The organism is Bacillus sp. (in: firmicutes), from assembly GCA_017656295.1.
Taxonomy (GTDB): domain Bacteria; phylum Bacillota; class Bacilli; order Bacillales; family JACDOC01; genus JACDOC01.
On the sequence record JACDOC010000002.1, the window covers coordinates 207,963 to 233,563 of the forward strand.

Here is a 25,601-nt window from a genome sequence, read left to right on the forward strand (position 1 = left end):
AATGAAACAAAGGATTATTACTGCCGTTGTTGCGGCGGGTATCTTTTTACCCATTGTCGTTTACGGTCAATTTCCGCTAGTATTACTCATTTATTTAATCGCTACAATCGGATTACATGAATTACTCCGAATGAGAAAATTATCTATTTTTTCAATCCCAGGGGCTATTTCTATTTTTCTCTTGTGGATTTTTTTACTACCAAAAGAATATATCCATCTACTTGAACAATTTCGATATAGTAAAATAGAAGTTGCATTAATGGGGGTTCTGTTGTTTTTAACATATACGGTTATTTCCAAAAACCGATTTACGTTCGATGATGTCGCCTATTCCATGCTTTCTGCTTTATATGTAGGCATTGGCTTTTACTATTTTATCGAAACGAGAATCGAAGGACTTACATATATCTTTTTTGCCTTATTTATTATTTGGGCAACGGATTCCGGAGCTTATTTTGTTGGAAGAGCCTTTGGCAAACATAAACTTTGGCCAGAAATAAGTCCGAAAAAAACTGTTGAAGGATCTATTGGTGGAATTTTATCAGCTTTGCTGATAGCATTTATCTTCTCTATGTTTAGCGATTGGAACGTTCCTGCACTTCAGTTATATGGAACTACTGCTATTCTAAGTATATTTGGTCAAATCGGTGATCTTGTCGAATCAGCTTTAAAGCGTCATTATGGGGTAAAAGACTCCGGGAATTTATTACCTGGACATGGGGGGATTTTAGACCGATTTGACAGCTTATTATTTGTGTTACCAATTATGCATTTTATGCATTTTGTATAAGAACGGGGGATTAGAAGGTTGAAGTCGATCAGTTTACTTGGGGCGTCAGGTTCGATTGGTACCCAAACGTTAAATATTTTAGACCAACACCCAGATCAATTTCGTCTTGTTGCTTGTACGGTTGGAAAAAATATTGACAAAGTAAGGGAAATTATAGAAAAATATTCTCCAAAACTAGTTTCCGTCCAAAAAAAAGAAGATGCGGAGCAGTTAAAATTGGAATATGACGGAAAAGTGACAATATTATATGGAGAAGAAGGACTTGTCGAAGCGGCAGTTCATCCAGAAGCTGAAATGGTCGTAAATGCGGTCATTGGTAGTGTTGGTCTATATCCAACTTTACAAGCTATTAAAGAAAAGAAGACGATTGCACTGGCCAACAAAGAAACACTGGTTACCGCAGGTCATATAGTAATGGAGGAAGCAAAAAATCATGGTGTTTCCATCTTGCCTGTTGATAGTGAGCATTCGGCCATTTTTCAATGCTTACAGGGAGAAAAAGAAAAAAACATTGAACGTCTCGTGTTAACTGCATCGGGTGGTAGCTTCCGCGACCGGACGAGAGAACAATTAAAAGGGGTTTCCGTGGATGAAGCCCTTAATCATCCAAATTGGTCGATGGGAGCTAAAATTACCATTGACTCGGCTACTATGATGAACAAAGGATTAGAAGTTATTGAAGCCCATTGGTTATTTCATTTACCATACGAACAAATTGATGTGATTTTACATCGAGAGAGCATTATTCATTCAATGGTCGAATTTCATGACAGTAGCGTCATTGCTCAATTAGGAACACCTGATATGCGTGTACCCATTATGTATGCGTTAAGTTATCCAGATCGTCTTCCGCTCCCGCAAGCGAGCAGGTTATCGTTAACTGAAATTGGCCAATTACACTTTGAAAAAATGGATATGAATCGATTCCGCTGCTTACAGTTTGCATATGAGGCTGGAAGACAAGGAGGCACGTTCCCTACCGTTCTTAATGCGGCGAATGAAGTAGCAGTCGCGGCCTTTTTAGAACGGAAAATTGAATTTTTACAAATTGAAGATCTCATTGAACAAGCCTTATCTCGTCATGAAAGCATCGAACACCCAGATTTAACGACGATTCAAGAAGTCGATAAAGAAACGAGAAACTATGTACAAACACTTTTATCCCATACTTAACGGGATTAAGTTTATAAAAAAGGTGGTTTTTCTTTTGAGCTTAAGTACAGTTATTGCGTTTATGTTTATTTTTGGTTCCATCGTCTTTTTTCACGAGTTAGGACATTTTGTTTTTGCGAAACGAGCTGGCATTTTGTGTCGTGAATTTGCGATTGGATTTGGTCCGAAAGTGTTTTCTTATAAGAAAGGTGAAACTATTTACACCATTCGTTTACTACCGATTGGGGGATTTGTCCGTATGGCCGGAGAAGACCCTGAAATGGTAGACTTAAAACCCGGACAACGAATCGCAATCGAGCTTGATGACCACGATCGAGTTCGAAAAATTATCCTAAATCAAAAAGATCGGTATACAAATGTTCGTATCGTTGAAGTGGAATCGGCTGATTTAGAGCACGATTTAATTATTCGTGGTTATGAAGACGGAGACGATGAACACCTTCAATCTTTTTCTATTCACCGTGAAGCTGTTATTGTAGACCAAGGGCAAGAAACGCAAATCGCCCCTTGGGATCGTCAGTTTGCGTCTAAAACTCTTGGTCAACGAGCCATGGCTATTTTTGCTGGGCCGATGATGAACTTTGTGTTAGCGATTCTCATCTTTATTATTATCGGTATTTTTCAAGGGGTTCCAACGAATGACCCTCGTCTAGGTGCCCTTACCGATGATGGTGCAGCCATAGAAGCAGGACTTAAAGAGGGAGATGTGGTCTTAAGTATAGATGGCTCTGAAGTGTCCACATGGGAAGACGTCGTCGAAATTATTCGACGCCATCCTGGTGAAGAGCTGGTATTTACTGTTGATCGAAACGGTGAATTGTTAGAAATACCGGTTACGCCGAAAGTCCATGAAATTGAAGGAGAAAAAATTGGCTTAATCGGGGTGTACAGCCCAGTAGAAAAATCACCAACAAAAATCGTTACATACGGTTTTGAAGAAACCTACTTATGGACGAAGGAAATTATTATTTTGTTAGGAAAACTATTGACCGGTCAATTTTCAATTGACATGCTGTCCGGACCTGTAGGCATTTATGTTTCCACTGAAACGGTAGCCAAATCAGGTATTTACTATTTGTTAAAATGGACGGCTATTTTAAGCATTAATTTAGGAATTATGAATTTACTACCAATTCCAGCGTTAGACGGAGGAAGATTACTCTTCTTCGCTGTTGAAGCAGTTCGAGGCAAACCGATTGATCGCCAGAAAGAAGGAATGGTGCATTTTATCGGTTTAGCCTTACTGATGCTGCTTATGCTCGTCGTGACTTGGAACGATATTCAACGATTCTTTTTATAATTTGTAGAAAAGGTGTGAGAATAGATGAAGCAAAGTATGATGTTAATTCCAACGTTACGAGAAGTACCAGCAGATGCTGAAATTAAAAGCCATCAATTGCTTTTACGCGCGGGATATATTCGTCAAAATTCAAGCGGTGTGTACAGCTTTTTACCGTTAGGAAAAAAAGTATTGCAAAAGGTCGAAGAAATTGTCCGTGAAGAGATGAACAAAATCGGTGCTGTTGAGTTGTTAATGCCTGCCCTTCAACAAGCGGAATTATGGCAAGAGTCCGGTCGTTGGTATTCGTACGGGCCTGAGCTCATGCGATTAAAAGACCGTCATGACCGTGATTTTGCATTAGGGGCAACACACGAAGAGATGATTACGAGCCTTGTTCGTGATGAAGTGAAATCGTACAAACGTTTACCGCTTACGCTATACCAAATTCAGACGAAGTTCCGCGATGAAAAGCGTCCACGCTTTGGACTGCTGCGTGGTCGGGAATTTGTGATGAAAGATGCATATTCCTTCCATGCGTCTCAAGAAAGTCTAGACGAGACATACGAAAAAATGATGGAAGCGTATTCCAATGTGTTTCGCCGTTGTGGATTGAATTTCCGGGCGGTTTTAGCCGATTCAGGGGCCATGGGAGGAAAAGATACGCATGAATTCATGGTTCTTTCCGAAATTGGAGAGGATACGATTGCGTATTCTGATGAATCCGATTTTGCGGCAAATATTGAAATGGCTCCAGTTGTGGTTACCTATGAAAAAAGTACAGAAGAACCTTTAGCGCTCGAAAAAATTGCGACGCCTAACCAAAAATCGATTGAAGAAGTGTCTACCTATTTAGGAGTAGCTCCTGAAAAATGCATTAAAACCTTATTGTTTAAAGTCGACGATCAATACGTTGTTGCTCTTGTTCGTGGGGACCATGAAGTAAACGATGTGAAATTGAAAAATGTGTTAGATGCGACTGTTATTGAGCTTGCAACACCAGAAGAAACAAAAGAAGTACTAGGCTGTAGTATCGGTTCCCTTGGTCCAATCGGTGTTAACGGAGTAAAAATCATCGCCGATCATGCGGTAGAATATATCGTCAATGGTGTATGTGGAGCGAATGAAGAGGGATATCATTATAAAAATGTTCAACCTGCTCGCGATTTTACCGTTGATCAATATGTTGATTTACGTTTTATTCAAGAAGGTGATCCTTCACCAGATGGAAAAGGAACGATTCGCTTTACAAAGGGAATCGAAGTAGGTCATGTCTTTAAGCTTGGTACGCGTTACAGCGAAGCTATGAATGCTACTTTCTTAGATGAAAACGGAAAAGCACAACCGATGATTATGGGCTGTTACGGTATCGGTGTGTCACGTACCTTAGCAGCCGTTTGTGAGCAATTTAACGATGAACACGGTCTTGTATGGCCAGCAAGTCTTGCTCCGTTTGATGTCCATCTCATTCCAGTTAATATGAAAGATAATGCCCAGCGGATGTTGGCTGAAGAACTTTATGAACAAATGAAAGAATATCGTCTTGACGTACTAATGGACGATCGTGCTGAACGTCCTGGTGTAAAATTCGCTGATGCCGATTTAATTGGATTACCAGTGCGTGTGATCGTTGGTAAAAAAGCATCCGAAGGAATGGTTGAAGTAAAAATCCGTCGGACAGGTGAAGTGATTGAAGTTGCTAAAGAAGAGGTTGTCCAAAAAGTATTAGAATTATTAAAAACACTTTAATCGAACGAATTATCGGGGGAAACCCCGATAATTTTTTTCCACATGATGGATGATGGATGTACGTTGAAATGTGTCGAACGATTATCTAATATGATAAGAGAAAAAAAGATTTATTGGATGGGAGAGGAAAGTATGAACGAAAATCCCGCCGGAAAAAAAGAACGATTTCAAATATTGCTCCAACAAATCGGATTAACCGATGACGATTATATGCCGTATTTTCAACAAGCACTTATTGAAAAATTATCTGTTTCGAAACAGCGAAAAAAATGGCACTTTTATTTCTCTTTCCAACAGATCTTACCGTTTCGGGTATGGCAACAATTTTATCAACAGTTAACGAAAAGCTTTTCCCACATTGCATCCATCGATATGACGATCAATGTTTTACATCCTGAAGTAACGGAACAATTAGTACACGATTATTGGAAATATTGTGTTCAACAACTTGATGGAATTTCACCGCCCATCTTAACTTTGTTAAACGAGCAATATCCAACGTTGCAAGGTCAAAAAGTCATTGTTAACGTCAACAACGAATTAGAGGGAATGCAAATTAAAAATAAATATAGCTCGATGATTCTATCGGTTTTTGAAAAAGTAGGCTTCCCTCGATTATCGATACAAACAGAAATTGTTTCAACAGAACCATCGGAACAATATCACCAGTTTTTAGAACAGAAGAGAAAAGAAGACGAAGAACGGGCGAAACAAGCTTTACTTGAAATGCAAAAACGAGAGAAAGCACAAAAAGATACGAAGGATGAAGCACAAGAAGATCATGGACCACTGATGATCGGTTACACCATTAAAGACGATAGTGAATTCAAGAAATTAGAAGAGATTGTTGATGAAGAACGACGCATTGCGATTGAAGGATATGTGTTTGAAGCAGAAACGAAAGAATTGCGAAGCGGTCGAACATTATTAACATTTAAAATTACCGACTATACCGATTCCATTTTAGTGAAAATGTTCTCTCGGGATAAAGAGGACGCAGCGTTGTTAAATAAAGTGAAAAAAGGAATGTGGCTACGGGTTCGCGGTAGTGTGCAAAACGATACCTTTGTCCGTGATTTAGTGATGATTGCCAACGATATTAATGAAGTGAAACCGGTTGAACGAGAGGACACCGCTCCAGAAGGGGAAAAACGCGTGGAACTACATTTGCACACACCGATGAGCCAAATGGATGCAGTTACTTCTGTAAGTGATTTAATTGCCCAAGCCAAAAAATGGGGACATCGGGCAATTGCCGTTACCGATCATGCAGTGGTGCAATCATTTCCAGAAGCGTATAGTGCAAGTAAAAAACACGATATGAAAGTGTTGTATGGGGTAGAAGCAAACCTTGTCGATGATGGGGTTCCGATTGCCTATAATGACCAACATCGGTTGCTCGCTGAAGATACGTTTGTCGTTTTCGACGTAGAAACGACCGGTTTAAGTGCAGTATATGACACGATTATTGAATTAGCTGCCGTCAAAGTTCGAAACGGAGAAATTGTCGACCGATTTGAATCGTTTGCGAATCCGCACCAGCCATTGTCTGCAACGACCATTGAATTAACCGGTATTACCGACGATATGGTGAAAGATGCGCCAGACGTGGAAGAAGTGCTACACCGTTTCTATGAATGGACAGGCGATGCGATTTTAGTAGCACATAACGCTTCCTTTGACATGGGCTTTTTAAATGTCGGCTATCAAAACATTGGTCTCGGTAAAGCGACAAACCCAGTAATCGATACATTGGAACTTGCCCGCTTTTTATATCCTGAATTAAAAAATCACCGACTCAATACATTGGCGAAAAAATTTGATGTCGAATTAACCCAACACCACCGGGCGATTTATGATGCGGAGGCAACGGGCTATTTGCTTATTAAAATGTTAAAAGATGCAAAAGAAAAAGGAATTCAATACCATGATGACTTTAATAAATACATGGGTAAAGGTGACGCCTATAAACGCGCCCGTCCATTCCATTGTATCTTGCTTGCTAAAAATGAAGTTGGGTTGAAAAATTTATTTAAACTCGTTTCATACGCTCATATAAACTACTTTTACCGTGTACCAAGAATTCCAAGGTCCGTTCTTCAAAAGCATCGGGAAGGAATTATTGTTGGCTCTGGATGCGATAAAGGGGAAGTCTTTGAGGCAATGATGCAAAAAGCACCAGAAGAAGTCGTTGACATTGCCCGCTTTTACGATTATTTAGAAGTTCATCCAAAAGAAGTTTACGCCCCATTAATCGAAATGGAACTGGTAAAAGATGAGCAACAACTAGAAGAAATCATTCGTAACATCGTGCAGCTCGGTGATGAGCTTCATATTCCAGTTGTCGCCACAGGTAACGTTCATTACCTACATCCAACAGATAAAATTTATCGAAAAATTTTAGTCAGTTCCCAAGGGGGAGCAAACCCTCTTAACCGACACCAATTACCGGATGTCCATTTCCGGACAACGAATGAAATGTTAGATGCTTTTTCGTTCCTAGGTCAAGAAAAAGCAAAAGAAATTGTGGTTACCAATACGAACAAAATTGCAGACATGATTGACGTCATTAAACCAATCAAAGACGATTTGTACACGCCAAAAATAGAAGGTGCTGACGAAGAGATTCGCCGCATGAGTTATGAACGAGCGAAAAGTATATACGGGGATCCGTTACCTGAAATTGTTGAAGCCCGGTTAGAAAAAGAATTGAATAGTATTATCGGACACGGGTTTGCCGTCATTTATTTAATTTCTCATAAACTTGTAAAAAAATCGCTAGATGACGGATATCTTGTTGGTTCTCGCGGTTCGGTAGGGTCTTCATTTGTGGCAACCATGACCGAGATTACGGAAGTGAACCCATTACCACCACACTATGTCTGTCCAAACTGTAAACATTCCGAGTTTTTCAATGACGGTTCTGTTGGTTCGGGATTCGATTTACCAGATAAAAACTGTCCACAATGTGGAGCAAAATATAAAAAGGATGGGCATGATATTCCTTTCGAAACATTCCTAGGCTTTAAAGGGGACAAAGTTCCTGATATCGACTTGAACTTCTCAGGTGAATACCAACCTCGAGCTCACAATTATACAAAGGTGTTATTCGGGGAAGACAATGTCTATCGCGCGGGGACCATCGGTACTGTCGCCGATAAAACCGCATACGGTTACGTTAAAGCTTATGCACAAGATAATAATTTGCAATTACGCGGGGCGGAAATTGACCGTTTATCAAAAGGATGTACGGGGGTTAAACGGACAACAGGTCAGCATCCAGGTGGAATTATCGTTGTACCAGATTATATGGATATTTACGATTTTTCACCGATCCAATATCCAGCCGATGATAATACGTCAGAGTGGCGTACAACCCATTTCGACTTCCATTCGATTCACGATAACTTATTAAAGCTCGATATTCTTGGGCACGATGATCCGACGGTTATTCGTATGTTGCAAGATTTAAGTGGAATCGATCCGAAAACGATTCCGACGGATGACCCTGAAGTAATGAAAATTTTCAGTGGCACCGAATCGTTAGGGGTTACGGAAGAACAAATTATGTGTAAAACAGGAACGCTTGGTATTCCAGAGTTCGGAACCCGCTTTGTTCGACAAATGTTGGAAGAAACGAAACCAACGACGTTCTCCGAGCTTGTCCAAATTTCAGGATTATCACACGGAACGGACGTATGGCTCGGTAACGCTCAAGAGCTAATTCAAGACGGAACGTGTACGCTTAGTGAAGTAATTGGTTGTCGTGACGATATTATGGTATATCTGATCTATCAAGGACTAGAACCATCGTTAGCGTTTAAAATTATGGAGTCCGTTCGTAAAGGACGAGGGCTTCAACCGGAAATGGAAGAAGAAATGCGTAAGCATAACGTTCCGGAATGGTATATTGAATCATGTAAGAAAATTAAATACATGTTCCCGAAAGCTCACGCCGCTGCGTACGTCCTTATGGCGGTACGGATCGCATATTTTAAAGTTCATCATCCACTGCTATACTATGCATCTTACTTTACTGTTCGTGCGGAGGATTTTGATATTGACACCATGGTAAAAGGTTCACAAGCAATCCGAGCACGAATTATGGAAATTAATGAAAAAGGATTAGACGCTAGTCCGAAAGAAAAAAGTTTATTAACAGTTCTGGAATTAGCTTTAGAAATGTGTGAACGTGGCTTTCGCTTCCAACGGGTAGACTTGTACCGTTCTAGTGCAACCGAATTTATTATTGATGGGGATTCCCTCATCCCGCCATTTAATTCCATTCCTGGACTTGGAACGAATGCAGCAATTAATATTGTGAAAGCAAGAGAAGAAGGGGAATTCTTGTCAAAAGAAGACTTACAACAACGAGGGCGTGTGTCAAAAACAATCATTGAGTATTTAGAAAAGCATGGCTGCTTAGATTCGTTACCAGACCAAAATCAATTATCGTTGTTTTAATGGAAATGAGCCTTCGTTTGCAAATCATGGACGATTATGGTATATTGGTGTTGGAAATACTATTGATAACTCTGTCAGCTAAAAGAGTGGGGAAACCCACTCTTTCGTATTGTCAGCAAATCAACTGTTTACCGTGTAGGAGGTATGTATGAGCAAAGTAACGGAAGTAGTGGAACAGCTCGTAGCTCCCATTTTAGAAGAGATGGACCTAGAACTAGTGGATGTTGAATACGTCAAAGAGGGGAAAAACTGGTTCCTCCGCGTGTTCATTGATAAAGATACGGGTGTTGATATTGAAGAATGTGGAGTAGTGAGCGAACGTCTAGGAGAAAAGTTGGATGAAATCGATCCCATTCCACATAACTACTTTTTAGAAGTGTCATCACCGGGTGCTGAACGACCACTCAAAAAAGAAAAAGATTTTTACAAAGCTGTTGGTAAGTACGTTCACGTAAAAACATATGAACCGATTGATGGTGAAAAAGTTTTTGAGGGCGTGCTCCTCAATTTTGATGGCGAAACGTTGAAAATGGAAGTGAAAATTAAAACGCGTAAAAAGGAAATCACAATCCCAATGGAGAAAGTGGCTAAAGCTCGACTAGCCGTTTCATTTTCATAAGCACATTATCGTTTTGTAGAAAAAAGGGGGAAAAACAATGAGCTCTGAAATAATGGATGCTCTTACCAATTTGGCAAAAGAAAAAGGAATTTCAAGTGAAGTGATAATTGAAGCCCTAGAAGCTGCTCTCATTACAGCGTATAAACGAAATTTTAATCAAGCGCAAAATGTTCGTATTGATTTAAGTGCTGAAAAGGGCTCAGTACGTGTGTTTGCTAGAAAAGAAGTGGTGGAGGAAGTAAGCGACTCTCGTTTAGAAATTTCGCTTGAGGAAGCACAAAAGATTAATCCTGCCTATGATATTGGAGACATTGTAGAGATTGAAGTGACTCCAAGAGATTTTGGCCGTGTAGCTGCACAAACCGCGAAACAAGTCGTCACTCAACGGGTTCGAGAAGCTGAAAGAGGCATTATTTATTCTGAATTTATTGACCGCGAAGAAGATATTATGACCGGTATCGTTCAACGTCAAGATTCCCGCTTCATCTATGTCAGCTTAGGAAAAGTGGAAGCACTTTTACCAGTGAGTGAACAAATGCCAAACGAAACGTATAAGCCACATGATCGAATTAAAGTGTACATTACGAAAGTTGAAAAAACGACGAAAGGTCCACAAATTTTCGTATCACGGACCCATCCAGGATTACTGAAACGATTATTTGAACTTGAAGTCCCAGAAATTTTTGACGGAACTGTAGAAATTAAGTCCGTTGCCCGTGAAGCTGGCGATCGTTCTAAAATCTCTGTCTATAGCGAAAACCCTGAAGTGGATCCGGTCGGTGCTTGCGTTGGACCTAAAGGGGCACGCGTACAAACGATTGTCAACGAATTAAAAGGTGAAAAAATCGATATCGTTCAATGGTCTGAGGATCCGGTTGAATTTGTTGCTAACGCATTAAGCCCTTCCAAAGTGTTAGATGTGATGGTGAACGAAGAAGAAAAAGCGACGACGGTAGTTGTACCAGATTACCAATTATCATTAGCAATTGGTAAACGGGGTCAAAACGCCCGTCTTGCGGCAAAACTAACCGGTTGGAAAATTGATATTAAAAGCGAATCAGACGCTCGTGAATTAGGTATTTATCCACGTGAACAAGCATCAGAGGCTGACGATGTTACACTCGAAACATTCGATTTTGATACAGAAGAAATCGAGTAAGAGGTGATGTGTATGAGCAGTCGAAAAAAAATTCCGATGCGAAAGTGCGTGGCAACTGGCGAAATGAAACCAAAAAAAGAAATGATTCGAATCGTTCGCTCCAAAGAAGGTGAAGTATCAGTTGATTTAACAGGTAAAAAATCAGGACGTGGAGCGTACCTTTCAAAAGACCGTGAAGCTATTTTACTGGCAAAAAAGAAAAACATTTTATCAAGACATTTAGATGTGGCCATTCCTGAACAAATCTATGAAGAATTACTTACAATTGTGGAGAAGGAGAAATTGAAAACCGAATGAAACAACAAAGATGGTTTCAATTATTAGGATTGGCCAATCGGGCGCGCAAAATCATCTCTGGTGAAGAATTGGTCATTAAAGAAGTGAAGGCAAATAAAGCCAAATTGGTTCTTCTAGCCAATGATGCTTCTTCAAATACAGCTAAGAAAATAGAAGATAAGACAACTTATTATGGAGTACCGCTTAGGCGGGTACCCGATCGGTATATGCTTGGTCAAGCAATCGGGAAAGAAGCCCGCGTAGTCGTAGCAGTTGTCGATGAAGGATTTGCCAAAAAATTAGAGATGTTGCTCGATGAAAAAACGTGGGGGTGAACGTATGAGTAAAATACGAGTTTATGAATATGCAAAACAAAATAAAATTTCTAGTAAGGACGTTATTTCCAAATTAAAAGAAATGAATATAGATGTATCTAATCATATGGCAACAATTGATGAGGAAACGGTTCAAAAACTTAACGAATCGTTTCAACCAAAAAAAGAAAAACCAGCTCGTCCTTCGAAACCAGCGAACGGAAAAGAACAACCAAAGCCTTCTAAAACAGACAACTTTGAAGATGATGATGTAACACCGATAAAAGTAAAAGTAAAATCTGCTCCAAAAAATCGCGAAGGGAAAAAGCACGACCAAGAATATCAATCGAAAGAGAAAAAAGCGTTTAATAAAAACGGTAAAAATAAAAAGAAAAACAAGAATCATCACAACAACAAGCAAAACCACCAAAAACAAGCTTCTCAGCCGAAGAAAGAAAAAGAACTTCCATCTAAAATTACGTATACAGACTCCTTAACCGTAGCTGAACTGGCGAAAAAACTTCATCGAGAGCCGTCTGAAATTATTAAGAAGCTGTTTATGTTAGGTGTAATTGCTACTATTAACCAAGTGCTTGAAGAAGATGCCATTGAATTAATTGCAAGTGAATATGGTGTAGAAGTCGAAAAACAAGAAAGTGTTGATATTACAGATCTAGAAGTGTACTTTACACCAGATGAAGAAGACCAATTAGAAGAGCGTCCACCTGTTGTAACGATTATGGGGCATGTTGACCACGGGAAAACAACGCTATTAGACTCCATCCGTAACACAAAAGTAACCGAAGGAGAAGCAGGTGGTATCACTCAACATATTGGTGCGTATCAAGTTGTGGTTAATGGCAAGAAGATTACGTTCCTAGATACACCTGGGCACGCAGCATTCACAACCATGCGTGCACGTGGTGCTCAAGTTACAGACATTACGGTCCTTGTTGTCGCAGCTGACGATGGCGTAATGCCACAAACGATTGAAGCGATCAACCACGCGAAAGCAGCAAACGTACCAATTATTGTTGCAGTTAACAAAATGGATAAACCAACAGCCAACCCAGATCGCGTCATGCAAGAATTAACGGAACATGGTTTGGTACCTGAAGATTGGGGCGGAGACACCATTTTCGTTCCTATTTCCGCATTAAAAGGGGAAGGAATAGATAACCTACTAGAAATGATTCTCCTCGTTAGTGAGGTGGAAGAATTAAAAGCAAATCCAAACCGAAATGCACTTGGTACGGTAATTGAAGCACAGCTTGACAAAGGTCGGGGTCCAGTTGCAACATTACTCGTACAAAACGGTACATTACGCGTAGGAGATCCAATCGTAGTAGGAAATACATTTGGTCGCGTACGGGCAATGGTGAACGATTTGGGACGTCGCGTCAAAGAAGCAGGTCCATCCACGCCTGTAGAAATTACCGGATTAAACGAAGTTCCACAAGCAGGCGATCGCTTCGTTGTATTCGATGACGAAAAAACTGCTCGTCAAGTTGGGGAAGCTCGGGCTCAAATAGCTATACAGGCACAACGTAATGAAAAAACACGCGTAAGTCTTGATACATTGTTTGAACAAATGAAACAAGGCGAGATGAAAGAATTGAATGTCATTATTAAAGCAGACGTACAAGGTTCGGTGGAAGCGTTAGCTGCTGCTCTTCAAAAGATTGAAGTAGAAGGGGTTAACATTAAAATTATCCATACGGCCGTCGGTGCCATTAATGAGTCCGACATTACGTTAGCTGCTGCATCTAACGCGATTATTATCGGATTCAACGTACGTCCAGATGCCAATGCGAAACGTGCTGCTGAGGCTGAAAAGGTAGATATTCGTCTCCATCGCATCATCTATAAAGTCATTGAAGAAATTGAATCTGCGATGAAAGGTATGCTTGACCCAGAGTACGAAGAGAAAGTAATCGGTCAAGCAGAAGTTCGTCAAACATTTAAAGTTTCTCGAATTGGAACGATTGCTGGAAGCTATGTGACGGAAGGAAAAATTACACGTGACAGTGGTATTCGCCTCATCCGCGACGGTGTTGTTGTGTTCGAAGGTGAAATCGATACGTTAAAACGTTACAAAGACGACGTTCGCGAAGTATCTCAAGGTTACGAATGTGGTATTACAATTAAGAACTTTAACGATATTAAAGAAGGAGATATTATAGAAGCGTTCATTATGGAAGAAGTTGAACGTTAATGATTGGGTATGTGGAATGTGAATTTCTAATATATAATGCCCACTCCTTAAAAGAAAAACGAGCCGTGCTTCAACGTACGTTGACACGGCTCAAACAAAAAAGAAATGTTTCAGTCGCAGAAATCAACTATCAAGATGTTTGGCAACGGACAAAAATAGCTATTGTTACTGTTGCTTCATCCAAGCAAGCGGCTGAACATGAAATAGAAAAAGCCTTATCATTTTTAGATTCCTTTCCGGAATGGGAACGGACATCAACGAGTTATGAATGGCTTTAAAGGGGTGAAGGATATGACGTTACGAGCCAATCGAGTAGCAGAACAAATGAAAAAAGAATTAAGCGACATTCTTGGTCGTAAAATTAAAGACCCTCGTATTGGTTTTGTTACAGTCACAGACGTACGATTGACTGGTGATTTACAACAAGCGAAAGTGTACATTACCGTGTTAGGTGACGATCAACAAAAGGAAAATACGCTAAAGGGGCTTGCTAAAGCGAAAGGTTTTATCCGCTCCGAAATCGGACAACGAATTCGTTTACGAAAAACCCCAGAAATTATTTTTGAATTTGACGAATCCATAGATTACGGAAACCGCATCGAAACATTGTTAAAAGAAATTCAAAAAGAATCGGAATAACAATAATCGGGGGACTCCCCCGATTCTTTTTACGTTTGGTTCTTTTAAATGATATTGTTGATATTTATACATTTCGCTTGTGGCGGACGCTTTCCGCGGGCAAGGTGCAAGCCGCTTCCCTCGCTACGCTCAAGTATGGTCTTGCGGCTTCTTGTTCCCGCTTAAGTCGCCGCCGTGTGTACAACTTGTTAAAATCAACTATGAAATATAACATAGCCTTACGTTTAAACTCATATGGAGTAGAAAAGAGGTGAGTTTCCTTGGAAGGAATTTTACCGATTTGGAAAGAAAAAGGACTTACGTCACACGATGTTGTCTATCGTGTTCGCAAATTATTAAAAATGAAAAAAGTCGGTCATACAGGTACGCTTGATCCAGATGTAACTGGAGTGTTACCTATTTGTTTAGGTAGAGCTACGAAAATCGCAGAGTATATTACTAACGCAGGAAAAGAATATGTTGGAGAAGTAACGTTAGGTTTCTCAACAACGACGGAAGATGCCTCTGGTGAAGTAGTTGAACAAAAACGGATCGAACGCATCCTTACAAGAGACGAAATAGAGGAAGTTTTACGTTCGTTAAAAGGAAACATTCAGCAAACACCTCCGATGTATTCAGCGGTCAAAGTAAACGGAAAACGACTGTATGAATATGCCCGGGAAGGAAAGGAAGTAGAACGCCCGACACGAACAGTGACGATTTATGACCTAGAGTTATTGGATGAGCGTATGAGTTTCTCAGGTGATACCATAAGGTTTCGTTTTCGGGTGTCTTGTAGTAAAGGTACATATATACGAACTCTAGCCGTGATGATTGGTGAGCGTTTAGGCTATCCAGCGCACATGTCGGACTTAGTTCGCACCCAATCGGCATTTTTTCGAAAAGAGCATTGTGTGACCCTTGAACAATTAGAACACCTTGTTCAAGAAGGAGATATTCATCGCCTCGTCTTTTCAATTGAAAAAGGATTATACCATTTGCCGAAAATTGAAATAAATGATACATTAGCAAAGAAAGTAGTTAACGGTTCGGTATTATCAAAACCAAAACAATGGCCCCATGACGAAGAGGATGTAGTTGTTATGCACCAAGGGAGAGCTTTAGCATTGTACTGTTTACATCCTAGCAAACCGTATTTAATTAAGCCAACGAAAGTATTGCGGAATGAATGAAGAAAAGGTGAGGTAACTTGAAGGTAATCACATTGCACCATCCCCATACGATCAATAAAAAGGATTTACCACCATTATGTATGGCGCTAGGGTATTTTGATGGAATTCACAGAGGCCATCAAAAAGTGATTTTAACCGCGAAAGAAATGGCCGATAATAACGGTTGGAAAAGTGCTGTTATGACGTTTGATCCCCATCCATCTGTCGTTTTAGGACATAAACACCAGCACGTTCAATACATTACTCCTTTAAATGATAAAATTGAATTGTTAGAACAGATGGGGATTGATTACGTTTTTGTCGTTCGCTTTACATCCGCGTTTGCCAATTTGCACCCTCAAGAATTTGTTGATCAATACATTATTAATTTAAACGTTCAACACGTAGTTGCTGGTTTTGATTTTACATATGGAAAGCTTGGAAAAGGAACAATGGAAACTTTAGCTTTTCATTCCCGTCAGGCGTTTACGTATACAACTGTCGAAAAATTAACTGAAGGGAACGAAAAAGTCAGTTCAACCCTTACGAGAAATTATTTAAGAGAAGGAAACATGGAGCAAGTGGCCCTATTGTTAGGCCGGTATTATGTAACGAAAGGGACGGTTATTCACGGTGATAAACGCGGTCGTAAAATCGGCTTTCCAACTGCGAATATTGAATTAATCGATGCCTATATTGTTCCTAGAACGGGTGTGTATGCCGTTCGCCTATTTGTCAATGAGACATGGTATGAAGGTGTATGTAATGTTGGTTATAAACCGACGTTTAACAATCCCAATGAAACGAACTTATCGATTGAAGTTCATATTTTTGAGTTTTCAGATTCCATCTATGGGGAAGAAGTACAGGTTGAGTGGCACAAACGCATTCGTGCCGAACAAAAATTTCCATCCATTGATGAATTAATTAGACAAATCGAAAAGGATAAAAAAGCGGCGATCACTTATTTCGAAAAAAGTTAAGTTTTTACTTGCATTTTTCTTCTAAAAGTAGTATTCTATAACACGTATGAAATGAACCGTTGCTTGGCAAGTCGAGTCACCGACGCTTGCTCAGTAACTGGGGATTGATCAATAGTAGGAGGTGAAATAGGATGGCGATTTCTCAAGAGCGCAAAAACGAAATCATCAACCAATTTAAAACACACGAGAACGATACTGGTTCTCCAGAAGTTCAAATTGCTATCCTTACTGAAGAAATTAACAATTTGAACGAACATTTACGCGTTCATAAAAAAGACCATCACTCTCGTCGTGGTCTTATGAAAATGGTAGGTCGACGTCGTAACCTTTTAACTTACCTTCGTAAAAAAGACGTTCAACGCTACCGTGAATTAATCAACAAACTTGGTTTACGTCGATAGTCTTTACAAAAGCGGGATTTCTCCCGCTTTTTTGTTAGTTTGAGAATAGTTGCCCCCAAAAGGGGAATGTTTTTTTCCTATTTGGTTGATAATGAGGATAAAGAAATTAAATACATATGAAAATGATACATAGCACTTTTTGTGTGTAAATGATAGACTTTTATTAGTAATGAGGTTAGAGAAAACTCTTTCCTCGATGGCTGAATGAATAGAGAGGAGTACACGTATGGAACAAGAAAAGTATGTCTTTTCCATAGATTGGGCTGGACGACCGTTAACCGTTGAAATCGGTCAACTTGCAAAACAAGCAAACGGTGCCGTTTTAGTCCGCTATGGTGATACGGTTGTCTTATCAACAGCAACTGCATCAAAAGAAGCAAAAGATGTCGACTTTTTCCCATTAACGGTTAACTACGAAGAGCGTTTATACGCGGTTGGAAAAATTCCTGGAGGATTCATTAAACGGGAAGGTCGTCCGAGTGAAAAGGCGATTCTGACAAGCCGGTTAATCGACCGTCCGATTCGTCCGTTATTCGCTGAAGGTTTCCGTAATGAAGTTCAAGTCGTTAGTATGGTTATGAGTGTTGATCAAGATTGCTCACCAGAAATGGCCGCAATGTTCGGGTCATCATTGGCTCTTTGTGTGTCTGATATTCCGTTTGAAGGTCCGATTGCGGGTGTAATTGTCGGACGAGTAAACGGAAAATATGTGATCAATCCAACGATTGAGCAACTCGAAAAAAGCGATATGCACTTAACAGTTGCTGGAACGAAAGACGCGATCAATATGGTCGAAGCAGGAGCAGATGAAGTTCCTGAAGAAGATATGTTAGAAGCTATCATGTTTGGACATGAAGAAATTAAACGTCTCATTGAATTCCAGCAACAAATTACGGATCAAATTGGAAAAGAAAAGATGGAAGTGGAGCTTTATGAAATTGATCCGGAATTAGAGAAACAAGTTCGCAAAATGTGCGAACAAGAAATGCTTCAAGCGATTCAAGTAGCGGAGAAGCATGCTCGTGAAGAAGCAATTCAACAAGTGAAAGATCAAGTTGTTGAAAAATTTGAGAAAAACGAAGAAAACGACGAAAAAGTAATTAAACAAGTAAAAGAAATTCTCGACAAGCTTGTAAAAGAAGAAGTTCGTCGATTAATTACTGAAGAGAAAATACGGCCTGATGGACGTAAAATTGATGAAATTCGTCCGTTATCTTCTGCAGTTGGCTTACTACCGCGTACACATGGTTCCGGTTTATTTACGCGCGGTCAAACACAAGCTTTAAGCGTATGTACATTAGGGGCACTTGGAGATGTACAAATACTTGATGGACTTGGTATTGAAGAATCGAAACGGTTCATGCATCATTATAACTTCCCGCCATTTAGTGTTGGGGAAACAGGACCAATGCGAGGACCAGGCCGTCGGGAAATTGGTCATGGTGCACTAGGAGAACGGGCATTAGAGCCTGTGATTCCAGATGAAAAAGAATTCCCATACACCATTCGTCTTGTTTCTGAAGTATTAGAATCCAACGGTTCTACTTCGCAAGCAAGTATATGTGCAAGTACGCTAGCCATGATGGATGCAGGTGTACCTATAAAAGCACCTGTTGCTGGGATCGCTATGGGTCTTGTAAAATCGGGTGATCATTACACCATTTTAACCGACATTCAAGGCATGGAAGACTTCTTAGGTGATATGGACTTTAAAGTAGCCGGTACTGCAAAAGGTGTTACGGCTTTACAAATGGATATTAAAATTAAAGGGCTCTCCCGTGAAATTTTAGAAGAAGCCCTGCAACAAGCGAAACGTGGCCGTATGCAAATTTTAGAACATATGTTAACGACAATTGCTGAACCACGAAAACAACTGTCTCCATATGCACCGAAAATTTTAACGATGACGATTAATCCAGAAAAAATTCGTGACGTCATTGGACCAAGCGGTAAGCAAATTAACAAAATTATCGAGGAAACCGGCGTAAAAATTGACATTGAACAAGATGGTACCATTTTTATTTCTTCCGTTAACGAAGAAATGAACAAAAAAGCGAAGCAAATTATTGAAGATATCGTAAAAGAAGTCGAAGTTGGTCAGATGTATTTAGGTAAAGTAAAACGCATTGAAAAATTCGGAGCATTTGTCGAAATCTTTAATGGTAAAGATGGTCTTGTCCATATTTCCGAATTAGCGGAAGAACGGGTCCGTCGTGTCGAGGACGTCGTCAAAATTGGTGACGAAATTTTAGTAAAAGTCCTTGATATTGATGCTCAGGGACGTGTCAACCTATCCCGTAAAGCAGCCATTAAAGAACAAAAAGAACAAGCGAACTAAAAAAGTCAGGGAAATGAAACCCTGGCTTTTTTATGTTCGCTCTGTTAATCGATACTGTTGATTGATACATTACACTTGTGGCGGACGCTTTCCGCGGGCAAGCTGCAAGCCGCTCCCCTCGCTACGCTCAAGTATGGTCTTGCCTGGCTTCTTGTTCCCGCGGGTGTCACCGCCGTGTGAATAACTTGCTAAAAATCAAAATAAAAATAACATAGCCTTTATATTAAAGAAATAAGGATTGCACTTTGAGCCATCACGGACGTTTACAGGTATACCTTGTCCTTTTCATACATATCTTTGTAAGTAGGTACCGCTTACTTTTTAAATGCGTTTATATAGATTGAAGAAAAAGGATGTGGAACATGTGAAAAGATGGCTCGTATACGGGATGATCTTTATTCTTTCATTTATCCTCGTACAAAATGAATGGACATCAACTTATATTGAAACATTAAAAAATAAGGCGATACACGTTTCAAAACAAGAAACCCCACTATATCAACAGATAAAAGAGAGAGCACCTAACTATGAAGCTGATCCTGAAGACGCTGTATTCGATCGTGTATGGAAGTTAATACCTGGGTATAACGGTGTAAAAGTAGACATTGAAGCTTCCTATAAAAAAATGAAAAAGAAAAACGAATTTAATGAACAATTACTTGTCTATCATCAAGTCCCGCCCAAAGTTCATTTAGACGATTTACAACCAGCGCCTATTTACAAAGGAAATCCGAATAAGCCGATGGTAAGCTTTATCGTCAACGTGGCATGGGGAAACGAACATATACCAAAAATGCTGGAAATTTTTAAAAAGCATGACGTGCTTGCCACCTTTTTCTTAGAAGGACGATGGGTCAAAAATAATCCAGAATTAGCGAAAACGATTGCTGCAAATGGACATGAATTAGGAAATCATTCCTATTCTCACCCCGATATGAGCCGGTTACCAAGTGTCAAAATCAGGGAAGAACTAGAAAAAACAAATGAATTGATTAAAGGAATAACTGGAACAGAAGTCAAATGGTTCGCCCCACCAAGTGGAAGTTTTCGAGAAGAAACGATTCTTATCGCCCATGAAATGAAGATGAAAACCATTATGTGGAGCGTCGATACGGTTGATTGGAAAAAACCACCCCCTTCCGTTATTATTGAAAGGGTAACATCTAAAATTCATCCTGGAGCCATTGTATTAATGCACCCGACTCAATCGACTGTGGACGCATTAGATGCTTTACTCCAAGCGATGAAAACGAAAAATTTTAAAGTAGGAACCATTTCCGAATTGTTAAGTGAAAAGAGAATAATGAATCGACAGGAAGCTTCTGTACAATAATGGCCCTTTCATGCTACACTCATTAAAGTTGACAATCTATTTTGAAGTTGGACTGTTGGACAGGAGGAATTTTTTTTGATCAAGAAATATACGTGTCAAAATGGAGTAAGAATCATTCTCGAACAAATTCCTACCGTTCGATCCGTAGCGATTGGAATATGGGTCGGCACTGGATCGAGAAATGAAACACCAAAAAATAACGGGATTTCCCATTTTCTTGAGCACATGTTTTTTAAAGGGACGACTTCAAGAAATGCCCGTGAAATAGCAGAGGCGTTTGATTCGATTGGAGGGCAAGTAAATGCGTTCACCTCCAAAGAATATACATGTTATTATGCGAAAGTGTTAGATAACCATGCTTCCTATGCGTTATCTGTTCTTGCGGATATGTTCTTCCATTCCACGTTTGATGAAGAAGAATTGGAGAAAGAAAAAAATGTTGTTTTAGAAGAAATTAAAATGTATGAAGATACCCCTGATGACATCGTTCATGATTTATTAAGCCAAGCCGTATATAAAAAACATCCTTTAGGTTATCCAATTTTAGGAACAGAAGAAACATTAATGACGTTTACAGGAGATACGCTTCGGGAATATATGCATAACCATTACACTCCGGATCGCGTCGTTATTTCCGTAGCGGGAAATGTCGATGAAACGTTTATTAAAGAAGTCGAAAAATGGTTCGGTTCTTATGAAGGTGGGAAGCGTTCTGAGGAAGAAGAACAACCAGTTTTCCATTCCAACCACCTGTCTCGTAAAAAAGACACCGAACAAGCCCATTTATGTATTGGCTACGAAGGTTTGCCATTAGGGGATAAAGATATTTATAGCTTTATTATTTTAAATAATATTTTAGGTGGCAGTATGTCCTCACGATTGTTCCAAGAAGTACGTGAACAACGTGGATTAGCCTATTCTGTATTTTCCTACCATACTTCCTATTTGGATCACGGGATGTTAACGATTTACGGAGGAACGGGTGCAAATCAACTAGATGCTTTATACGAAACCATTCAAACGACATTAGCCTCAATGAAAGAAACGGGCATTACGACGAAAGAACTGCAAAATAGTAAAGAACAGCTAAAAGGTAGCTTAATGTTAAGTTTAGAAAGTACGAATAGCCGAATGAGTCGTAACGGGAAAAACGAATTATTGCTAAGAAAACATCGGACATTAGATGAAATTGTAGAATCGATTGATCGAGTATCTCTAGAGTCGGTGAATCGAGTGATCGAACGGGTATTTACCGACCAATTTGCTGTTGCTCTTATTAGCCCAGATGGTCAATTACCAACAACGTTATCCTAATTTTCGGTCGAGCTTTTTGCTCGGCCTATTTTTTTAAAAGAGACTTCTAAAACCATCTTAACGACCTTATACATGTATTAGAGAAGGAGGGAGAGTGGCTCTCTATGCTACTTTAAACAAAGGGGAGAAAACATTTGCGACTAAGTGAATTAAGTGGTAAAGAGATTGTTGATTTAAATCGTGCGGAACGACTTGGTGTATTAGGTCAAACAGATTTTGAAATTAATACGACGACAGGGCAAATTGAGGCATTAATCATTCCAACAGGGAAATGGTTTGGTATGAAAAGAAACGGTAGTGAAATTCGCGTTCCATGGAAACAAGTACGTACGATTGGAACCGATATGATTATTCTCGATATCGCTGAGGAGTGAATATGAGGCTTTTAAAATAATCGGTTGATTAAAACGCTCGAATAAGGCTTCGAGCGTTTTTTCTTTCTCTAGTCATCCATGTGGCACACTTTAAAAAATCCCCCAAGTACCAAACTCTCCAAAAATAAAGTACCAATTATATCGAAAAACCTCCTCAAGTAAAGGTAATCCTCATTAAAAATTTACTCTACTCAAACCTTCCGGGAAGATTCCCGCATTAACAATTCACCTATTCGTCTATCGATTCATAAACTGTTGAAGTGATAACTCCCTCATCTTTCTTTAAAGAAGGTGAAAAACATTGATGTTAACAGGAATGCATATCGCCTGTATAGGCGGTGATGCGAGACAACTAGAAATCATTCGAAAGCTAACCGAACTGGATGCAAAGCTTGTTCTTGTAGGTTTTGAGCAATTGGATCATGCGTTTACAGGTGCGGTAAAAGAAGAGTTTGAAGACTTAGATCCTTCCCAATTAGATGCCATTATTTTACCAGTACCAGGAACGAGTTTAGAAGGCCAAGTAGAAACAATCTTTTCAAATAAAAAAGTACATTTAACTGAAAAATGGTTAAGCCAAACACCAACACACTGTGTTATTTATTCCGGAATTAGCAACTCGTACTTAGATCATATTACGAGTCAAGCAAATCGAAAACTCGTTCAATTGTTTGAAAGAGATGATGTAGCGATTTATAACTCCATCCCAACTGTCGAAGGCACGATCATGATGGCGATTCAGCATACTGATTTTACCATTCACGGTTCGAACGTGGTGGTGCTTGGTCTCGGACGTGTGGGTATGAGTGTGGCTAGAGTTTTTCATCATTTAGGTTCGAAAGTAAAAGTAGGAGCCAGAAGAAGTGAACACATTGCTCGGATTACAGAAATGGGATTATACCCATTTTATCTTCATGACTTAGAAAAAGAAGTTCATGATGTTGATATTGTCATTAATACCATTCCACACTTAGTCGTGACAGCATCCATTATTGCGAAAATGCCATCACACACGCTCATTATCGATTTAGCATCAAAACCTGGTGGGACTGATTTTCGTTATGCCGAAAAACGAGGAATAAAAGCTTTATTGGCCCCAGGGCTACCGGGCATTGTGGCGCCGAAAACAGCCGGGAAAATACTGGCGACCGTTATTGCGAAGTTACTTTACGAAGAATATTCACAAAGAAAGGAGAATCCATAAATGGAGGTAAAGGGGAAACGTATTGGGTTCGGATTAACGGGCTCTCATTGTACGTATGATGCTGTGTATCCTCAAATTGAAGCACTTGTAAAAGCAGGTGCAGACGTTGTCCCTATTGTTACAGCTACGGTACAACAAACGGAAACAAGATTCGGTAAAGGGGAAGATTGGATCGAACGGATTGAAAATTTAACCGGAAAAAAAGTCATTCAATCCATTGTTGACGCCGAACCACTTGGGCCCAAAATGCCATTAGATTGTATGGTTATAGCGCCATTAACCGGGAATTCGATGAGTAAGCTAGCCAATGCCTTGACCGATTCACCTGTTTTAATGGCCGCAAAAGCTACGTTGCGCAATCATCACCCTGTGGTTGTTGGAATTTCCACAAACGATGCTCTCGGTCTAAATGGAGTGAATCTCATGCGTTTAATGGCTACGAAAAACATTTATTTTATTCCATTTGGGCAAGACCATCCGTTTAAAAAACCGAATTCCATGGTAGCCGATATGAACAAATTACTTCCAACCGTAGAGGCAGCGCTAGAAGGAAAACAACTGCAACCAGTTATTATTGAACGGTATCAAGGCTAAATCCCACATCTACGGAATATTTTTTTTCTACTTCTCTATTAAAAAGAATATGTTACAATAACGATATTAAAAAGAATATTTATTCGGTCGTATTCCATCTGTTATAGACGGAATAGTTGTGGAAGGAGTAAGGAAATATGGAAAAATTAAAAGGCTATCATGTTGCGGTCGTAGGTGCGACTGGTGCGGTTGGTCAACAAATGATTCAGACGCTTGAAAAACGTCAGTTTCCAATTGAAAAAATTACACTTCTCTCGTCTGCCCGTTCAGCAGGGAAAAAAGTGCTGTTTCGAGGAGAAGAGGTAACGGTTCAAGAAGCAACACCAGAGAGTTTTGAAGGTGTAGATATTGCGTTATTTAGTGCGGGAGGTTCTGTTTCTAAAGCATTAGCTCCTGAAGCAGTAAAACGAGGTGCTATTGTTATTGATAACACGAGTGCCTTCCGTATGGATCCTGAAGTGCCATTAGTCGTACCAGAAGTGAACGAAAGCGATTTACATGAACATAAAGGAATTATCGCTAATCCAAACTGTTCAACGATTCAAATGGTTGTAGCATTAGAACCAATTCGTAAAGCTTTTGGACTGAAAAAAGTTATCGTATCGACGTATCAAGCAGTTTCTGGTGCGGGCGCGGTTGCCATAGATGAATTAAAAGAACAAACGAAAGCCATTTTAAATGGAGAGCCATTTGAACCAAAAGTGTTACCAGTAAAAGGCGATGAAAAGCATTATCAAATTGCCTTTAATGCGATTCCTCAAATTGATAAATTCCAAGACAATGGCTTTACGTTCGAAGAAATGAAAATGATTAATGAAACGAAAAAAATTATGCATATGCCAGACTTAAAAGTAGCGGCAACTTGTGTTAGACTCCCTGTTGTGACAGGCCACTCTGAATCTGTCTATATTGAAGTTGAACAAGAGGGGATCTCTGTAAGCGACTTGCACCAACTGTTAAGGGATGCACCAGGGGTAGTCTTGCAAGATAATCCAGCTGAACAAATTTATCCGATGCCTGCAGATTGTGTCGGAAAAAATGAAGTATTTGTTGGACGTATTCGAAAAGACTTAGATGAAGAAAAAGGATTCCATTTATGGATTGTATCCGATAATCTGTTAAAAGGTGCGGCATGGAACTCCGTGCAAATTGCAGAAAGCTTAATAAAGTTAGGATTAGTAAAATAATTGATTGAACCTCCACTTTATAAGAAACAATGGCTAGAGGTGTTT

Annotated in this window: 23 protein-coding genes; 22 read left to right on the top strand and 1 reads right to left on the bottom strand. The window is 39.7% G+C overall.

Annotation, left to right across the window (positions count from 1 at the left end; translation table 11 throughout):
* The first annotated feature begins 1 nt into the window (after position 1).
* The 12 genes from H0Z31_03790 (at position 2) to rbfA (ending at position 14,677) form a co-directional block, all read left to right on the top strand.
* Positions 2-790 carry a phosphatidate cytidylyltransferase gene (locus tag H0Z31_03790; protein MBO8176562.1) on the top strand — a complete coding sequence of 263 codons (789 nt, stop codon included), beginning with the start codon at positions 2-4 and terminating at the stop codon, positions 788-790.
* 18 nt (positions 791-808) lie between these two features.
* On the top strand, positions 809-1,963 hold the full coding sequence (locus H0Z31_03795) for a 1-deoxy-D-xylulose-5-phosphate reductoisomerase (protein ID MBO8176563.1): 1,155 nt from the start codon (positions 809-811) through the stop codon (positions 1,961-1,963).
* Positions 1,935-3,263, top strand: a complete 1,329-nt coding sequence (gene rseP / locus H0Z31_03800; GenBank protein ID MBO8176564.1) for an RIP metalloprotease RseP — start codon at positions 1,935-1,937, stop codon at positions 3,261-3,263. The genes H0Z31_03795 and rseP overlap by 29 nt, the downstream gene beginning before the upstream one ends.
* Positions 3,264-3,287: 24 nt before the next feature.
* Positions 3,288-4,991 carry a proline--tRNA ligase gene (locus tag H0Z31_03805; protein MBO8176565.1) on the top strand — a complete coding sequence of 568 codons (1,704 nt, stop codon included), beginning with the start codon at positions 3,288-3,290 and terminating at the stop codon, positions 4,989-4,991.
* 132 nt (positions 4,992-5,123) lie between these two features.
* Positions 5,124-9,455 (top strand): PolC-type DNA polymerase III, encoded by a 4,332-nt coding sequence (locus H0Z31_03810; protein ID MBO8176566.1) that lies wholly within the window; start codon positions 5,124-5,126, stop codon positions 9,453-9,455.
* A 148-nt stretch (positions 9,456-9,603) separates the two neighbouring features.
* Complete coding sequence (gene rimP / locus H0Z31_03815; protein MBO8176567.1) at positions 9,604-10,074, top strand: ribosome maturation factor RimP; 471 nt, start codon at positions 9,604-9,606, stop codon at positions 10,072-10,074.
* Positions 10,075-10,111: 37 nt separating this feature from the next.
* Positions 10,112-11,233 carry a transcription termination/antitermination protein NusA gene (nusA, locus tag H0Z31_03820; GenBank protein MBO8176568.1) on the top strand — a complete coding sequence of 374 codons (1,122 nt, stop codon included), beginning with the start codon at positions 10,112-10,114 and terminating at the stop codon, positions 11,231-11,233.
* Between the two features lie 12 nt (positions 11,234-11,245).
* Entirely contained in the window at positions 11,246-11,530 is a 285-nt protein-coding gene (locus H0Z31_03825) for a YlxR family protein (protein ID MBO8176569.1), read from the top strand.
* Positions 11,527-11,844 (top strand): YlxQ family RNA-binding protein, encoded by a 318-nt coding sequence (locus tag H0Z31_03830; GenBank protein MBO8176570.1) that lies wholly within the window; start codon positions 11,527-11,529, stop codon positions 11,842-11,844. Before H0Z31_03825 ends, H0Z31_03830 begins: the two co-directional genes overlap by 4 nt.
* A gap of 4 nt (positions 11,845-11,848) precedes the next feature.
* On the top strand, positions 11,849-14,038 hold the full coding sequence (gene infB, locus H0Z31_03835) for a translation initiation factor IF-2 (GenBank protein ID MBO8176571.1): 2,190 nt from the start codon (positions 11,849-11,851) through the stop codon (positions 14,036-14,038).
* Positions 14,038-14,316 carry a DUF503 family protein gene (locus H0Z31_03840; protein MBO8176572.1) on the top strand — a complete coding sequence of 93 codons (279 nt, stop codon included), beginning with the start codon at positions 14,038-14,040 and terminating at the stop codon, positions 14,314-14,316. The genes infB and H0Z31_03840 overlap by 1 nt, the downstream gene beginning before the upstream one ends.
* Positions 14,317-14,329: 13 nt before the next feature.
* Positions 14,330-14,677 carry a 30S ribosome-binding factor RbfA gene (gene rbfA, locus H0Z31_03845; protein MBO8176573.1) on the top strand — a complete coding sequence of 116 codons (348 nt, stop codon included), beginning with the start codon at positions 14,330-14,332 and terminating at the stop codon, positions 14,675-14,677.
* Between the two features lie 64 nt (positions 14,678-14,741).
* Here rbfA and H0Z31_03850 read toward each other — a convergent pair whose 3' ends face one another.
* Positions 14,742-14,891, bottom strand: a complete 150-nt coding sequence (locus tag H0Z31_03850; GenBank protein MBO8176574.1) for a hypothetical protein — start codon at positions 14,889-14,891, stop codon at positions 14,742-14,744.
* A 46-nt stretch (positions 14,892-14,937) separates the two neighbouring features.
* Between H0Z31_03850 and truB the strand changes: the two genes are divergently transcribed.
* From truB to asd, 10 genes are all read left to right on the top strand, one after another.
* Positions 14,938-15,849 (top strand): tRNA pseudouridine(55) synthase TruB, encoded by a 912-nt coding sequence (truB, locus tag H0Z31_03855; protein MBO8176575.1) that lies wholly within the window; start codon positions 14,938-14,940, stop codon positions 15,847-15,849.
* 17 nt (positions 15,850-15,866) lie between these two features.
* The gene (gene ribF, locus H0Z31_03860; GenBank protein ID MBO8176576.1) at positions 15,867-16,811 is read left to right on the top strand and encodes a bifunctional riboflavin kinase/FAD synthetase; all 945 of its coding nucleotides are present in this window, start codon (positions 15,867-15,869) and stop codon (positions 16,809-16,811) included.
* 131 nt (positions 16,812-16,942) lie between these two features.
* A complete protein-coding gene (gene rpsO / locus H0Z31_03865) occupies positions 16,943-17,212 on the top strand; it encodes a 30S ribosomal protein S15 (protein MBO8176577.1) in 270 nt (89 codons plus the stop codon).
* A 226-nt stretch (positions 17,213-17,438) separates the two neighbouring features.
* The gene (gene pnp / locus H0Z31_03870; protein MBO8176578.1) at positions 17,439-19,550 is read left to right on the top strand and encodes a polyribonucleotide nucleotidyltransferase; all 2,112 of its coding nucleotides are present in this window, start codon (positions 17,439-17,441) and stop codon (positions 19,548-19,550) included.
* Between the two features lie 388 nt (positions 19,551-19,938).
* Positions 19,939-20,883: a polysaccharide deacetylase family protein gene (locus H0Z31_03875; protein MBO8176579.1), complete on the top strand. Its 945-nt coding sequence runs from the start codon at positions 19,939-19,941 to the stop codon at positions 20,881-20,883.
* Between the two features lie 75 nt (positions 20,884-20,958).
* The gene (locus tag H0Z31_03880) at positions 20,959-22,197 is read left to right on the top strand and encodes an insulinase family protein (GenBank protein ID MBO8176580.1); all 1,239 of its coding nucleotides are present in this window, start codon (positions 20,959-20,961) and stop codon (positions 22,195-22,197) included.
* 134 nt (positions 22,198-22,331) lie between these two features.
* Positions 22,332-22,571 carry a YlmC/YmxH family sporulation protein gene (locus H0Z31_03885; protein ID MBO8176581.1) on the top strand — a complete coding sequence of 80 codons (240 nt, stop codon included), beginning with the start codon at positions 22,332-22,334 and terminating at the stop codon, positions 22,569-22,571.
* A gap of 304 nt (positions 22,572-22,875) precedes the next feature.
* Positions 22,876-23,775 carry a dipicolinic acid synthetase subunit A gene (dpaA, locus tag H0Z31_03890; GenBank protein MBO8176582.1) on the top strand — a complete coding sequence of 300 codons (900 nt, stop codon included), beginning with the start codon at positions 22,876-22,878 and terminating at the stop codon, positions 23,773-23,775.
* Complete coding sequence (gene dpaB, locus H0Z31_03895) at positions 23,776-24,369, top strand: dipicolinate synthase subunit B (GenBank protein ID MBO8176583.1); 594 nt, start codon at positions 23,776-23,778, stop codon at positions 24,367-24,369.
* Between the two features lie 137 nt (positions 24,370-24,506).
* Positions 24,507-25,556, top strand: a complete 1,050-nt coding sequence (gene asd / locus H0Z31_03900; GenBank protein MBO8176584.1) for an aspartate-semialdehyde dehydrogenase — start codon at positions 24,507-24,509, stop codon at positions 25,554-25,556.
* The last annotated feature ends 45 nt before the right edge of the window (positions 25,557-25,601 follow it).

Bases quoted from the DNA above. Each gene is read 5' to 3' on its own strand.
- pnp (MBO8176578.1), top strand. From the start codon at position 17,439: ATGGAACAAGAAAAGTATGTCTTTTCCATAGATTGGGCTGGACGACCG.
- H0Z31_03875 (MBO8176579.1), top strand. From the start codon at position 19,939: ATGATCTTTATTCTTTCATTTATCCTCGTACAAAATGAATGGACATCA.
- dpaA (MBO8176582.1), top strand. From the start codon at position 22,876: ATGTTAACAGGAATGCATATCGCCTGTATAGGCGGTGATGCGAGACAA.
- nusA (MBO8176568.1), top strand. From the start codon at position 10,112: ATGAGCTCTGAAATAATGGATGCTCTTACCAATTTGGCAAAAGAAAAA.
- H0Z31_03825 (MBO8176569.1), top strand. From the start codon at position 11,246: ATGAGCAGTCGAAAAAAAATTCCGATGCGAAAGTGCGTGGCAACTGGC.
- rbfA (MBO8176573.1), top strand. From the start codon at position 14,330: ATGACGTTACGAGCCAATCGAGTAGCAGAACAAATGAAAAAAGAATTA.
- H0Z31_03790 (MBO8176562.1), top strand. From the start codon at position 2: ATGAAACAAAGGATTATTACTGCCGTTGTTGCGGCGGGTATCTTTTTA.
- infB (MBO8176571.1), top strand. From the start codon at position 11,849: ATGAGTAAAATACGAGTTTATGAATATGCAAAACAAAATAAAATTTCT.
- rseP (MBO8176564.1), top strand. From the start codon at position 1,935: ATGTACAAACACTTTTATCCCATACTTAACGGGATTAAGTTTATAAAA.
- H0Z31_03830 (MBO8176570.1), top strand. From the start codon at position 11,527: ATGAAACAACAAAGATGGTTTCAATTATTAGGATTGGCCAATCGGGCG.
- H0Z31_03810 (MBO8176566.1), top strand. From the start codon at position 5,124: ATGAACGAAAATCCCGCCGGAAAAAAAGAACGATTTCAAATATTGCTC.
- rimP (MBO8176567.1), top strand. From the start codon at position 9,604: ATGAGCAAAGTAACGGAAGTAGTGGAACAGCTCGTAGCTCCCATTTTA.
- dpaB (MBO8176583.1), top strand. From the start codon at position 23,776: ATGGAGGTAAAGGGGAAACGTATTGGGTTCGGATTAACGGGCTCTCAT.
- H0Z31_03840 (MBO8176572.1), top strand. From the start codon at position 14,038: ATGATTGGGTATGTGGAATGTGAATTTCTAATATATAATGCCCACTCC.
- asd (MBO8176584.1), top strand. From the start codon at position 24,507: ATGGAAAAATTAAAAGGCTATCATGTTGCGGTCGTAGGTGCGACTGGT.
- H0Z31_03850 (MBO8176574.1), bottom strand. From the start codon at position 14,891: ATGTTATATTTCATAGTTGATTTTAACAAGTTGTACACACGGCGGCGA.
- H0Z31_03805 (MBO8176565.1), top strand. From the start codon at position 3,288: ATGAAGCAAAGTATGATGTTAATTCCAACGTTACGAGAAGTACCAGCA.
- rpsO (MBO8176577.1), top strand. From the start codon at position 16,943: ATGGCGATTTCTCAAGAGCGCAAAAACGAAATCATCAACCAATTTAAA.